Origin of the sequence: Sulfuricella denitrificans skB26 (assembly GCF_000297055.2) — a bacterium.
GTDB classification, from domain to species: domain Bacteria; phylum Pseudomonadota; class Gammaproteobacteria; order Burkholderiales; family Sulfuricellaceae; genus Sulfuricella; species Sulfuricella denitrificans.
On the sequence record NC_022357.1, the window covers coordinates 2,920,235 to 2,934,178 of the forward strand.

Below are 13,944 nucleotides of genomic sequence, written 5' to 3' on the forward strand. Positions count from 1 at the left end.
CCCATCCAGAAATGAACAGCAGGGAACTTTACCTGCGCTTACTCCAAAACGTCCTGCCCTACTGGCGCACTTTCGCACTGTCCATTGTGAGCATGGTAGCGCTGGCAGCAACCGAACCCCTATTCCCGGCGTTGATGAAGCCCCTGCTCGACAACGGCTTCGTCAACCGGAACATTCAAATGACCTGGCTGGTGCCAGTCGCCCTGATAGGCTTGTTCCTGTTGCGCGGCTTGCTCACCTATGCGGGATCCTATGCCATTGCCTGGGTCGGCAATAAAGTGGTGATGGATCTGCGCGACCAGATGTTCCGAAAAATTATCGCCCTGCCCATCCCCTACTACGACAATAGCAGCACCGGCGCGCTGATCTCAAAAGTGGTATACGACGTCGGACAAGTGACCGCCGCCGCTACCAGCGCCATCACTGTGCTGGTGCGCGACTCCCTGACCATCGTCGGACTTCTGGGATGGATGCTGTATCTCAACTGGAAACTAACCCTGGTCAGTCTGGTCATCGCGCCCATCGTCGCCTTCATCGTCAAGGCATTCAGCGGCCGCCTGCGGGCGATGAGCAGGGAAGCCCAGCGGTCCATGGGCAACATTACTCAGGTACTGGAGGAAACGATAGGCTGCAACAAGGTGGTCAAGGTCTTCGGCGGCCAGGAATATGAAGCGAAGCGTTTCTTCGATGCCAACAACCAGGTGCGCCGCTACAACATGAAGCAGACCATCGCGGCAGCAGCCTCGGTACCCTTGGTACAGTTCTTCGCCGCCGTGGCATTGGCCGTCATCATTTATATCGCCATCGAGCAGTCTTCCGCCGATCAGACGACGGTGGGCGGATTCGTGTCCTTCATCACCGCCATGCTGATGCTGCTAACGCCACTGAAACGCCTGACCGGCGTTAACGAAAGCATGCAGCGGGGGTTGGCTGCTGCAGAAAGCGTATTCGAACTGATCGACCAGGAATCCGAGCCGGACAGTGGCGCTGAAACGCTCCCCCGCGCCATCGGCCGGGTCGAATTCCGTGACTTGGGCCTCACCTATCGACCAGAAGAATCGCCGGCGCTGGATGGCATTTCCCTTATCATTGAACCGGGCGAAACCATTGCTCTGGTGGGACCATCGGGCAGCGGCAAAACCTCGCTCGTCAATCTCATCCCGCGCTTCTACCACCCCACTTCGGGCCAGCTGCTGATCGATGGCCATAACGTCGAACACATCAGGCTCTCCGACCTGCGCGCCAATATCGCCGTAGTCAGTCAGGATGTGACCCTGTTCAACGACACTGTCGCCGCCAACATCGCCTATGGCGTCATGCGCGGCGCCAACGAGGCGGAAATCGTGGCCGCAGCCGAAGCTGCCCATGCAATGGAATTCATTCTCCGCATGCCGCAAGGCCTGCAGACCCTGATTGGCGAAAACGGCGTGCGCTTGTCGGGTGGCCAACGCCAGCGCCTGGCCATTGCCCGCGCAATATTAAAAAATGCCCCCATCCTGATCCTGGATGAAGCCACTTCAGCCCTCGACACCGAATCCGAACGCCACGTCCAGGCAGCATTGGAAACCTTGATGGAGGGGCGTACCACCATCGTCATCGCACACCGGCTTTCGACTATTGAAAGGGCCGACCGCATCGTGGTGCTGCAAAAGGGCCGCATCGCCGAAATCGGTAGCCATAGTGAACTGCTGGAAAGAAAAGGGATATATGCCCATCTTTATCATATCCAGTTTGCGCAGGAGCATCTGCCGCAGGCCGGCGTCTAATCATGGTCATTTCCAAGTTGAATATCGTCCATACCGAGGCCTCTCTGGGCTGGGGCGGTCAGGAAATTCGTATTCTCACCGAAGCGGCCGGCATGATGCTGCGTGGCCATCAGGTTACGCTGCTATGCCCGGCGGAGGCCAAAATATACGAGGAAGCCAGACTCCACGGCATTCCCGCAGTGGCACTGCCAATCGGCAGGAAGAACCTGCGTGGCGTCCTGGCTCTGTATCGCTGGCTGCGAAATAATCCCGCCGATATTCTCAATACCCACAGCTCGACGGATACCTGGCTGGCAGCGCTGGCCTCCTTGCTGCCAGGAGCGCAGGTACCGATCGTGCGTACCCGCCACATTTCTGCGGCTATCCCGAACAATCAGGCAACGCGCTGGCTTTACCAGAGCGCGACCTACCACATCGTCACGACCGGCGAAAAACTACGGCAACAGCTTATCGACGACAACGGCTACAAACCGGAAACCATCACTTCCGTTCCCACTGGGATCGATACAAGCCGCTTCAAGCCCGGCGACAAAACACTCGCCCGCCAACAACTTGGGCTACCGGAAGAGTGTGCCATCATCGGCATCGTCGCCACGCTCCGCAGCTGGAAGGGCCACGTCTATTTGCTGGATGCCTTCGCGGCACTGGGAAATCCTGCGGCCCGCCTGCTGATCGTGGGTGGCGGCCCGCAGCGGGATGCCCTCCAGAGAAAAGTGGTCGAGCTAGGCCTGCAAGAGCGTGTCATCATGCCCGGCAACCAGCGCGACGTGCTGCCTTGGCTGCAAGCCATGGACATTTTTGTCCTGCCTTCCTACGCAAACGAAGGCGTGCCCCAAGCCCTGCTGCAAGCCATGCTGTGCGCCCTGCCGATTATCACCACGCCGGTGGGCAGTATCCTCGATGCATTACAGCACGAACACACCGCCCTGATCGTCGAGCCGCGCCAGGCGGACCCGTTGCGACTTGCCCTGGAGCGCCTGCTGGCTGACCAGCCGCTCGGCCAGAAACTCGCGCAGGCGGCTCTGGTTACTGCCCGCGAAAAGTTCGGGATGGACACCATGCTGGACAAAATGGAAGTCGTATTTCAGGGGGCTCTGAAAAAATGACTGCAACAACCGAAAAACCACTCAGAATCAACCTTGGCTGCGGCAACAAGCGCCTTGAGGGCTACATTGGTGTTGATCGCTTCCCTTGCGAGGCTGCGGGGGTTTTATGCGATGTGACTCAACCTCTGCCGTTCCGCGACAACTCGGTTGACGAGTTCTATCTCGACAACCTGATCGAGCATATTCCCGACATTCCCGCCCTGATGGCGGAAATCGTGCGTACGGCACGAAACAACGCAAAAATCACCATTATCACTCCCCACTTCACGTCATTGTCTTCGTGGAAAGACCCGACCCATCTGCATCATCTTTCGTACTTCTCGTTCGACCATTTCGAGAAAATGTCGGTACGCCACTATGTCGGCAGCGGCCTGAAAGTCGTGCGGCGCAACCTATCTTTCGGCGGCGGTCTGCTCGGCCTCATCGGGCGTATGATCTTTTCGCTAAGTCCAGAGGCCTTCGAAAAAAAATACTGCTTCATTTTCCGTGCCAGCACACTTCGATTCGAACTGCAGGTAGTAAAACTTTAACAGCGATGTCCAGCCGCTTCCCAGTACGCCTCCACATTGTTGTCGCAGCCCTATGGCAATCGTTGCTCACATTGGGGCAACGGCATCTACCCAGGGACGTACGCCGCATCCTGGTCACCCATCACCCCCAAATGCTAGGCGACACCCTGCTGCTGACCCCGTTGCTGGCCAAATTGCGTGCATCCTACCCCACGGCGGAAATCCTGTTGACGGCTTCACCCGTTACCGCGCCCCTCTACCAGAAACAGCCCTATGGTGTGAAAGCGCTTGCCTATGACCCGCGCAACCACAGGAGCCTCCGCGCATTGTTTCAGCTACGCGGATTCGATCTTGCCATCGTCCCGGGAGACAACCGCTACAGCTGGCTTGCCCGCGCCCTGGGCGCACGCTGGGTAGCAGGCTTCGCGGGCGACCGCCCCGCAAGCAAAAACTGGCTGATGGATCAGCTCACCCCCTATCCAGATACGCCCGCCACATGGGGAGAAATGGCGGCCGCGCTGATAGACGGCCCGCCACCGGCACCCTACATGACTGAAGATTGGCCAACACCGGACTGCCGCCCTTTCGCCTTGCCAACACAGCCATATTGCGTCCTGCACGTAGGGGCAAGCACTGTACTCAAACTATGGAATCCGGAAAAGTGGCGCGCTCTGGCCGAGTTCCTGACAAAATGCGGACTCCAGATTGTCTGGAGCGGCGGCCCGGGCGAACAATGTGTTGTCGACGAAATCGATCCGGACAAAAAACATCTTTCGCTTGCCGGCCAGCTCGATCTGGCTCAACTGTGGCACCTGTTGGCCCACGCCAGACTGCTGGTCTGCCCTGACACGGGCGCGGCCCACCTCGGTCGCATCGTCGGCACCCCAACGGTGACCCTGTTTGGACCGGGTTCTCCGGTCCTCTGCGGCGCAGGCGAGTTCTGGAAAAACAGTCCATACCGTGCCGTCACGGTAGCTAATTTTCCTTGCCGGGATCAACACGTGTTTTTCAGACGAACCATAGTCTGGGTAAGGCGGTGCGGGCGCAACCAGCGTGAATGCACCACTCCCGGAGCGTGCATGGACGGCATTCAGGTGGCTGATGTACGCCGGGCCATCGAAGAACTGGGAGTACGTGAGTAGATGAACAAGGTCTGCTACCAAATCAACCTGCAGCAAGGCTTCGGCGGCGGGGAAATCTATACCCGATTTTTCAGCCACGCACTGCAGCAGCTTGGCTGGCAAGTTACACTCTTTGTCCACAGGAACGCCGGCTTCTGGCGGAAACTGGACATGCCCGGCGTTTCTCTCGTCCCGGTCGGTAGCTATGAGGAAATCCATGGTCACCTGCCGACTGAACGTTCCTTGTTCATCACCCATTCCCCCACAATCGGCAGACTGGCCCGCACGCTCGCCAGCAAGCATGTCCTCGCCGGTTTCGCCCACATGCCGCTGTACAACCGGAATCCGGAACCATTCAGGCCCTACCACCTTATTTTCGCTGTTTCCGGCCATGTCATCGACAGCCTGCGCGCGGCGGGTATCGACAGTTATTATGCAGAGCCCCTCTACGGCGTGGCCGATCTGACCCGCCCGGCGATGGAACAAGCAACGGCGATCCGAGCCGCATCGGTTTACGAGTGGGACACCCGCAAGGTGCGCGACCGCCTCCTGAGCCACCTATACCCCGCCTGGTTCGCACTCAAGCCAGCGGAGTATTTCAAGAAAAGAAAAGGCCTGACGCTAGGCATCGTCTCGCGTTTAACGCCGATCAAGCAATTTCCGCTGATGTTCGACATCCTCGCCCCTGTCATCCGGCAGTTCCCAGATGTCAAGTTGGAGATCTTCGGCAGCGGCGGCTACGCTTCGGTGCGCGACTTGCGCAATGGCCTCAAACCCATCGCCAACCAAGTGCGCTGGTGGGGACACCAGAACAACATGAACGCGATTTATCCGCAACTGGATTTTCTGCTCACCGGACTGCCGGAAAAGGAAGCGCTCGGTCTCAACGTGATCGAGGCCCAAGCTTGCGGCACACCAGTGCTGGCAGTAAACGCCCCGCCTTTCACCGAAACCGTGGTCGAAGGTGAAACCGGCTATTTCTTCACCGACCCGCGGCAGGATGACGGCCGCGACTTAGCGCGCCTGCTTGGCAAACTCCGTTCTGCGGACGAAATATTTCCCGATCCGCGCCGGGCGACGTCGCACCTCGAACGCTTTTCCCTCGCGCAATTCTCGCAGCGTGTGGAACGGGCGATGAACGCTGCCAGCCGCCTTCTGGAGGTGACGCCATGCAGCTGATCTTCAACTTCAGGAAAGGCTTTACGCCACTCAAGGAAGGTTTTGAGGCCTGTGATTGCACATTCTTCGACAATGTATGGGAACCGACTGAGGCGCAACTCAAGAAAACCGATGCCTGCATCATCAATTTTTACGAAGGCGTGCGGCAGCCTTGGCTGACATGGCGCCTGAAGACGAAACTGAAACGGCACGGCATCCCCCTGATTGGCATCGACCGCGATGCTCCCTGGCACTTGGGAGTCCGACGCCGCCGACTATGGCTGTTCAGCCTGCTGCGCCCGCTCGACATCTACGCCTCCCACACCCTGCAGCCAACCCTGACTTTTGCGCCGGAAACTGTCTACCAGGCCAATGCGGCTTGGACCCGGCACTACCATCTGCACGGAACAACGCTGGAAGAAATGCGCCGCCCGGATTTCTTCCGCCACGACGTTTCCTTCGTCGGCAACCTGGATGGGCAACGTTACCGGGAGCATCGTGCGCGCGCTGAATTTTTCACGGAACTGGGGCGTCGCCTATCCAGTATCGGGATTAACTGCCTGTTCAGGCATGCCGAGAACCTGCCCATAAGAGAACAGATCGAAATCATCCAACGCAGCCGCATCAACCTGAATGCGGGAGCGGCCGCAGACCACGGAGGGGAAAGAAGCTGGGGGCTGCCGGAACGCTGCTACGGCGTACCGGCCTGCGGCGGATTTCTGCTGAGCGACGAACGCCGCCACGCCCGCGACGATTTCGAACCTGGCACGGAATGGGCGGATTTCCACAACCTGGAAGACTGCGTTGCCAGGGTCCGTCATTATCTCGCCCACCCCGGTGAAGCTCGAGCCATCGCCGAAGCCGCCCATCTGCGGGTAATGCGCGACCACACCTATGAGCGGCGAGCGGCGAGTCTGCTTCATGTCATTCGGGAATGGCAGGAGAATCACGCACCTAAAAAATCGGGGGAGTTCATCCAATGAACATTTGCAGGATTTGCCAGAACGAGAAGGGAAATGTTTCCTACCTGGCGCGGGAAATGTGGTTCAATTTCCGTGATGAATTCGAATACATCAAATGTGCTCATTGCGGCTGCCTGCAGCTCGCGGCAATTCCGGAGGATTTATCGAAATACTATCCAGAGGATGCCTATTACTCCTATCAGGAGCCGCCCCGGAAAGAATACAACGCACTGTTGCTGCAACTACGCAAAATCCGCAGCCGGCATTTTTTGGGCCAACGCAGTTTCGTCGGTGGATTGCTGGCATCGCTGTCCACCAAACAGGAACACTTCGACTGGCTGGAGCGCGCGGGAGTGAATTTCAACTCCGAAATACTGGATGTAGGTTGTGGCGCGGGGGGACTGCTCCTTAAATTGCAGCGCGAGGGATTTCTTAACTTGACCGGCGTTGATCCCTTCATCGCAGAAGATATCACTTACGAAAACGGCGTTCGGGTTTACAAACAAGAACTGAATGAACTTGATCGAACATTCGACTTCATCATGCTCAACCATTCCCTAGAACACATGCCCGACCAGCTTGGAGCCTTACAAAAACTACATGGCTTGATTCACCCGGAGGGCTGCGTACTAATCAGAGTCCCTGTCGTGGATTGCTATGCATGGAGAAAATACGGCATTGACTGGACGGCTCTGGACGCACCGCGTCACATTTACTTGCACACAGTCAAAAGCTTGCATATCTTGTCTGCGCAGGCCGGCTTCAAAGTGACGGAAGTTGTTTATGACTCCACGATTCGCCAATTCCAGAATAGTGAACAATACTTGAGAGGCATTCCCTACAAGGATCATAAAAATGAATTCCGGAAACCGGAGAAAAAGCCATTTTCAGGTAAGGAAAAATGCCAATTCGAGAAGTTTGCCGAATTACTGAACACGCTAAGGGATGGCGATACAGCTTGTTTCTATTTACGTAAAAAATCTGGTGGTGATTAAATTTAATGTCTCTTTTCTTGGAAAACTCAATTAATAGCGACATGGGAAAATTTCGCTGGCAGCTGCTACCCCCCGCCCTGTTCCTGCTCATCCTTCCACTCAATCACACCATAGCGCTACGTTTCCTCTGCCTGTTTCTGGCTGCCGCCATCGCTCTGCGCATGCTCTTTAAACCAGGCGCACCCCCGCTACCACTGAAGCTCCCTCTTGCCCTATGGGCTGGCATCGCAGGGCTATCGTTGACATGGTCCCTGGATCCGTTATTTTCCCTCAACGAACTCAAGACCGAAATCGGCTATGGCATGATTGCCTTGTTTCCTTTTTCATCCTGACATCAGGAAAACGGGAATGGCATATCTTGCTGTGGGCGTTAATGGCCGGCGTGACCGGCACGGCCACTCTCGCTGCCGTCAAAATCTGGCAACTCGGGAGTTACCCCGCTTATGACCTGGATTGGCAGCACGGCCCCGGCACCTACAGCACTTACCTCAGCCTGGCATTTCCATTTCTCCTTTACCTGCTGCTCCAACCGGCACAACGTCGGATCCCATTCAAACCCACGTGGCTGCTTCTACCGATTTTTCTTTTTGCCGGTTATGCCACCCTTAATCGAATGTTCTGGCTAGCCGCAGGCGTCGTACTGCTTGTCTTCCTGGCTCTGCTCACATTTAACCGCAGCAAGTCCATCTCACTCAGATCACTGGTCAGCCTCGCGACTGTTCTAGCCATAGCCAGCGTTTTATTTGTCAACGTGTCCAAGGATCACCCCGCATCAGCCGCATCCGCGTCTATTAACTCGAAGAGCAGCCCGCTCGATCATGTTATGGAATCATTCCGTCACAGCGAACGCTATCAAATCTGGCAGTATTGGACAGAGCATATCGCCGAACGGCCGCTGGCCGGGGTGGGTTTCGGGCGTGATCTACCACATAATGTTTATACAAAACCGCCAGATTGGCCGGACGGATTTTTTGCCCATGCCCACAACGTGTTCTTGAATTACGCTCTACAAATGGGGCTACCAGGCCTGGTAGCTTTGCTCATACTTCTCGCCGCCCTGATCCGGACATTCTGGCGTTTCTACCAGTCTCCACACGAGGAGACCCGCCTTGTCGGCATTTGTGGCCTGGCCCTGATAGCCTCGTTCGTTACCAAAAACATGACTGATGACTTTTTCTGGCGCGGCGATGGACTGCTTTTTTGGTCGCTTGTGGGTATGCTGCTCGGCTATGGGACGCGAAGCACAATGCGCGTCGAAAGTTCAACGTAAAATGGCCTCTTCTTTTCTGGTTATTCGCCGTGACAATATTGGCGACCTGGCTTGCACAACTCCCTTATTTACGGCCCTAAGGGAACACTTTCCCGATGCGCGAATTTACGCTTTGGTAAATAGCTATAACAAGGCGGTATTGGAGAACAACCCGGAAATTGAACAGCTTTTTTGGTATGCCAAGGCGAAGCACCAGGCTGGCTGGAAGGGCAAGCTATCGGCCTATTGGCAACGACTCCGCTTAATTATCAAGTTGAGACGAATGAAGTTTGATTATGCCATTCTTGCTAGCCCAGGATTCCAACCCCGCTCACTCCAGCTAGCTGGGTGGATTAAGCCCAAGCACATCATCGGCTATACTGGAAATGGAAACACGCAAAACTCTCGTATCGACATAGCCATCCCCCATACCGTTCGCCATCCGATTCATGAAGCCGAGGCCGTTTTTCGACTGCTCGAACCCCTCGGGATTACCGGGGAGCCACCGGCAACTCAGGTTTTCCCGGACGCGGCCGAAATATGTCACGCCAGAGACTTATTAAAAAACCAAGCATGGGAATCGAAACTCACGATTGGAGTCCACATCAGCGCCAGAAAATCCAGCCAGCGCTGGCCGACCAATCGCTTTGCGGCGCTTATTCATAAACTTCACGCAGATTATCAAGCCAATTTTCTGTTGTTCTGGTCGCCTGGCGACGACACCAACCCCCTGCATCCCGGCGACGACGCCAACGCAAGTCACATTATCAGCCAGGTCGACACTCTCCCCGTGCTGCCATTTCCGACTCAACAGCTGCCCCAGCTAGTCGCAGGCTTATCTTTATGCGATGCGGTAATTTGTAGCGATGGTGGCGCCATGCACTTGGCTGCGGGATTGGGCAAACCCATCCTGTGTTTTTTTGGAAAATCCAGCGCGACGCACTGGCACCCGTGGGGCGTACCACATGTGCTAATCCAGCCACCCAGCCTGGATGTAGCAGATATTAGCGTGAGTGAAGCGCTGGGCGGTTTTGAAAAACTGCGGACCGACTTCGAGGCTAGCGGGCCGCGAATAAGTTCATGAATTTTTGCTACTGCAGTACTCCGGAACCCACTTCTTCAGTCCCTGTTTAACTTCCTGTTCCGATAGCATTTCCCCGCTTCCCGTCCACTGTAACAGCGCATCGAGCCAAACACCGTCTGCCGTGCGCGCTTGGGCGATACGCAGCTTGGGGTGAGGTGTCGGCAACGTATGCTCATCATCGGCCAGCAATTCTTCATAAAGCTTTTCCCCTGGCCGCAGGCCGGTGAATACAATGGGAATATCACCCTCCGAAAAACCGGATAGCCGGATCATATCCTTAGCCAATTCCACAATCCTGACCGGCTCACCCATATCCAGCACAAAAATCTCGCCACCCTCCCCCATCAATCCAGCCTGAAGCACCAGCTGAGCAGCCTCAGGAATAGACATGAAATAGCGCGTGATTTCCGGATGGGTAACGGTAATGGGCCCGCCATGCACAATCTGTTCCTGGAATTTTGGAATCACACTACCCGTGCTGCCCAGAACATTACCGAAACGCACCATGACAAAGCGAGTGCCCCCCTCCTGTTGCAACCCTTGGCAAACCATCTCGGCTAATCGCTTGGTTGCACCCATTACATTGGTCGGATTCACCGCCTTGTCAGTCGAGATCAAAACAAATTTCTTCACCCCATGCCGCATCGCGGCACGCGCCACAGTGCAGGTGCCAAGTACATTGTTGAGCACAGCCTGCCAAGCATTTTCCTGCTCCATTAGCGGCACGTGCTTGTATGCAGCAGCATGAAAAATTGCGGCGGGGGCGTATTGGCACATGACTTGATCCAGGCGTGCCTCATCCTTCACGTCACCAATTGCGCATACTATGCGCAATTGGGGGAGTTTTTCCGCAAATTCCTGCTCCATACGATACAAAACGAATTCATTTAACTCGAACAACACTAGACATGCCGGCTCGAAACGCGCGATCTGGCGACACAGCTCGGAACCGATCGACCCACCCGCCCCTGTCACCATGACAGGTTGGCCTGTCAGCAATCCATGCAAACCCTCTTCGTCGAGTGTCACTGGATCCCTGCCCAACAAGTCGTCAAGCTCAACCTGCCGAATCTGCGACACCGTCACCCTGCCGCTAGCAAGATCGTCGAAGGCCGGCACCGTCATCGACTTCACATTTGCCGAACTGCAAAGCTTTACGGCACGGCGGCGCGCCTGGTGGGAAGCCGAAGGCATGGCAATGATCGCAACATGGACATCATATCGCCCCGCCCATTTCGGCAACTCGTCCACTCGGCCCAGTACCTTGACCCCCTGAATCAATCGACCAACCATTGCGGGATCATCATCCAGCAACCCCTCCACCCGCCATTCTTTGCTGCGAGACAATTCTTTTACCAACCCTGCGGCAATCTCTCCTGCCCCTAAAACCAAAACAGGCTGTCGCTCTGCATCGGCAAACCGGTACAGGTGATGCTCCTTCCATGACCGATAGACAAAACGGCTACCTCCCACGACCATCACCAGTAGTAATGGGTCCAGCACCAGCACCGAGCGCGGTACTGCAACCGGAACATGCACCATATACAGCACCACTGGTACACTCAACCCAGCCACGCCCACCGCCATAATAATCCGCTTCAAATCCGGTAGGCTGGCAAAGCGCCACACCCCGCGATACAGGCCAAAGCGCCAAAAAATGAATGTCTGCAGCGGAACAACCCAGACCAGCGTATTCCACATCGATTGCATGTAGGGCTCGGAAATGGCGAAGTTGAACCGAAGCCAATAAGCCAGCACCCACGCCAGAAATGTTGCCGCCACATCATGGCCGACCACTAACAACAGCTTGTTTTTTACTTTCAGCATCTAGACTGCCCTTGCATGCGCGACCATTTAGTATCCACCAGCCACATGGCGAGCAGGTACACCAGCACCCAGAAAATACTAATAGCCCACTGAGTAGAATCATCCTGCCCATTCGCCCAAACGGCACTGGCACCTGCCAGCACCATCAGCACATACTCGACCTGTGCTGTACGACGATGTCCCCAGCCCATCTGTACCAGGCGCTGATAATAGTGCTCACGGTGAGCCTGCCAGACCTTCTCTCCACTCAGCAAGCGTTTTGCCAACGTCACGCTGGCATCCAGAATAAAAGGGGAAAAGACCAGCACGGGAAACCATACCGGCCAAGATCCAGCACGCCACCCCATCAAGCCAAATGCGGCGGCGAGGAAACCCAGAGGAATCGAGCCTGCATCACCCATGAAAATTCGCGCGGGATGAAAGTTGAAAAACAGAAATGCCAATGAGGCCACAGCCACACTCCAACATTGCCCAGCGAATGCCACATCTCCTTGCAGCCATGCAGCCAACCCATAAAAACCGAAACCGAAGAGCGCCATCCCCCCGGCCAAGCCGTCTGAGCCATCCATGAAATTATAGAGATTAGTCATCCAGACTATCGCCAGCACAGCCATGATAGCACCGACAAACCCCAAGTCATGTAAACCGTAAATCGCGACAAATACCCATGCGGCCAAAAAATGCATAAGAAATCGCCAAACTACCGACAGGCCACGCACGTCATCCCAAAGCGACACAATCAGTAGACCCCCGGCAATCGACAGCGCTGGCCAAAACTGAGACTGCAATACGCCCGCCCCCACTACCCCCCCCACCACCAAAGCCAGTCCACCGGTACGCGGTATAGGCGCCTCATGCAGCGAGCGTGAGTTTGGGTGATCAATAGCGAAACCAGCCCAACCCCTTTTTAGCATCACTATCAGCACCACAAATGTCGATACAAATGACAATAACAGCGCGGGGTAGACAGGCGGAAAGGGCAAGGGAGTCATTGGCAGGACGAGCATGAGTCAAATGGGGGCAATTTTATCTTTGAATACCGAGATATGCTTGATCAATTCAATAGGGAAACGCTGATTAAATACGCTCTCCCTGAGCCTGTCGAAGGGCATTCTATGTAAATCACAATGTTATAAAGGGCTTCGACCAGCTTAGCCTGAACGGAGCGAATAAATTAACACTTCTATTAAGGCGCCACCAAGATCAACCCCGGCTTCGCAGAAAATACTCCGCTGTGCGGCGCAACCCTTCATCAACAGAGATCAATGGTTTCCAATCCAGCACTGTACATGACTTCGCAATATCCACTTGTAAAGAACCACACAATCTTTGGGCCAGATCATTTTTTCCAACCATCTTAAAGCCCACTTCCAACAATTTCTGCGGAACAGGCAATAACCTCGTTGGAACATTCAATGCTATCGCCATCCTTCTTAACAATTCGGTGGTGGAGGTATCCTCCCCATCCGAGACCAAAAATGTCTGGTTTGCTGCTGCGGGATGATCAAGGCATACAACGATAAAGTCGACCAGATTATCGAGCGCTACCAGGCTACGACGATTATGGATCGCACCGAATGGCAATGGCACGCCTTTATACAACCATCGCATCATATTCAAGAAATTGGCCTTCACCTCTTTACCATATACCAACGGGGGTCTGATAATCACTACTTCCATACCTGTTTGCTGGGCAAGCTTACGCAACCCTTCTTCAGCCTCATGCTTTGAAACGCCATAAGGGTCAAGCGGTGCGGGTACGTCCCGCTCAGCAAAAGGTCGCCCTGGCAGCGTTTTCTCGCCATTGACCTTGATAGAGCTGAGGTAAACAAATCGCCGAACACCCGCTTTAGCCGCCTGGTTGGCGAGGTTCAAAGTACCCTCCACATTGACTGAACGGAACTCAGTTAGTGGATCGGTAGCCTTTTCGTGCATCACATGCACACGAGCGGCGAGATGAACTACAGCCCTAACCCCGTCCAACGCTTTAGACCAATCCGCGAATGGATCACACTCACCAACCTGGAAAAGCTCTATGTCTTCTATACACGAGACAGACCGCTCTAACCGGCGTATCGCACCACGTACACTTGCTCCGAGTGCTATCAGTTGATGGCATAACGCCGTTCCGACAAAACCATTTGCTCCAGTAACCAGAATCATGCGC

13 protein-coding genes are annotated in these 13,944 nt (G+C 55.3%); 10 read left to right on the top strand and 3 right to left on the bottom strand.

Annotated features, from left to right (window positions below; genetic code table 11):
• Nucleotides 1-11 precede the first annotated feature (11 nt).
• Genes msbA through SCD_RS14205 form a run of 10 tightly spaced genes read left to right on the top strand, consistent with a single transcriptional unit; the run spans nucleotide 12 to nucleotide 9,950 of the window.
• Entirely contained in the window at nucleotides 12-1,766 is a 1,755-nt protein-coding gene (gene msbA / locus SCD_RS14160; RefSeq protein WP_009207377.1) for a lipid A export permease/ATP-binding protein MsbA, read from the top strand.
• Between the two features lie 2 nt (nucleotides 1,767-1,768).
• Complete coding sequence (locus SCD_RS14165) at nucleotides 1,769-2,872, top strand: glycosyltransferase family 4 protein (RefSeq protein WP_009207376.1); 1,104 nt, start codon at nucleotides 1,769-1,771, stop codon at nucleotides 2,870-2,872.
• Nucleotides 2,869-3,402, top strand: a complete 534-nt coding sequence (locus SCD_RS15930) for a class I SAM-dependent methyltransferase (protein ID WP_009207375.1) — start codon at nucleotides 2,869-2,871, stop codon at nucleotides 3,400-3,402. The genes SCD_RS14165 and SCD_RS15930 overlap by 4 nt, the downstream gene beginning before the upstream one ends.
• A gap of 5 nt (nucleotides 3,403-3,407) precedes the next feature.
• Nucleotides 3,408-4,523: a glycosyltransferase family 9 protein gene (locus tag SCD_RS14175; protein WP_009207374.1), complete on the top strand. Its 1,116-nt coding sequence runs from the start codon at nucleotides 3,408-3,410 to the stop codon at nucleotides 4,521-4,523.
• Nucleotides 4,524-5,681 (top strand): glycosyltransferase family 4 protein, encoded by a 1,158-nt coding sequence (locus SCD_RS14180; protein ID WP_009207373.1) that lies wholly within the window; start codon nucleotides 4,524-4,526, stop codon nucleotides 5,679-5,681.
• Nucleotides 5,672-6,643 carry a glycosyltransferase family protein gene (locus SCD_RS14185; protein ID WP_009207372.1) on the top strand — a complete coding sequence of 324 codons (972 nt, stop codon included), beginning with the start codon at nucleotides 5,672-5,674 and terminating at the stop codon, nucleotides 6,641-6,643. The genes SCD_RS14180 and SCD_RS14185 overlap by 10 nt, the downstream gene beginning before the upstream one ends.
• A gap of 56 nt (nucleotides 6,644-6,699) precedes the next feature.
• Nucleotides 6,700-7,617, top strand: coding sequence for a class I SAM-dependent methyltransferase (locus SCD_RS14190; protein WP_161626943.1), 918 nt, complete (start codon nucleotides 6,700-6,702; stop codon nucleotides 7,615-7,617).
• 5 nt (nucleotides 7,618-7,622) lie between these two features.
• Complete coding sequence (locus tag SCD_RS16590; RefSeq protein ID WP_009207370.1) at nucleotides 7,623-7,949, top strand: hypothetical protein; 327 nt, start codon at nucleotides 7,623-7,625, stop codon at nucleotides 7,947-7,949.
• Nucleotides 7,950-7,975: 26 nt separating this feature from the next.
• Nucleotides 7,976-8,887 (top strand): O-antigen ligase family protein, encoded by a 912-nt coding sequence (locus SCD_RS14200; RefSeq protein ID WP_009207369.1) that lies wholly within the window; start codon nucleotides 7,976-7,978, stop codon nucleotides 8,885-8,887.
• A complete protein-coding gene (locus SCD_RS14205) occupies nucleotides 8,847-9,950 on the top strand; it encodes a glycosyltransferase family 9 protein (protein WP_161626944.1) in 1,104 nt (367 codons plus the stop codon). The genes SCD_RS14200 and SCD_RS14205 overlap by 41 nt, the downstream gene beginning before the upstream one ends.
• Here the strand turns inward: SCD_RS14205 and SCD_RS14210 are convergent.
• The 3 genes from SCD_RS14210 to SCD_RS16495 all read right to left on the bottom strand — a co-directional run bounded on the left by SCD_RS14210 (nucleotide 9,945) and on the right by SCD_RS16495 (nucleotide 13,940).
• Nucleotides 9,945-11,777 (bottom strand): polysaccharide biosynthesis protein, encoded by a 1,833-nt coding sequence (locus SCD_RS14210; protein WP_009207367.1) that lies wholly within the window; start codon nucleotides 11,775-11,777, stop codon nucleotides 9,945-9,947. The genes SCD_RS14205 and SCD_RS14210 overlap by 6 nt on opposite strands.
• Complete coding sequence (locus tag SCD_RS14215; protein ID WP_232504410.1) at nucleotides 11,771-12,691, bottom strand: MraY family glycosyltransferase; 921 nt, start codon at nucleotides 12,689-12,691, stop codon at nucleotides 11,771-11,773. Before SCD_RS14215 ends, SCD_RS14210 begins: the two co-directional genes overlap by 7 nt.
• 289 nt (nucleotides 12,692-12,980) lie before the next feature.
• Nucleotides 12,981-13,940 carry a UDP-glucose 4-epimerase family protein gene (locus SCD_RS16495; protein ID WP_009207365.1) on the bottom strand — a complete coding sequence of 320 codons (960 nt, stop codon included), beginning with the start codon at nucleotides 13,938-13,940 and terminating at the stop codon, nucleotides 12,981-12,983.
• Nucleotides 13,941-13,944 lie beyond the last annotated feature (4 nt).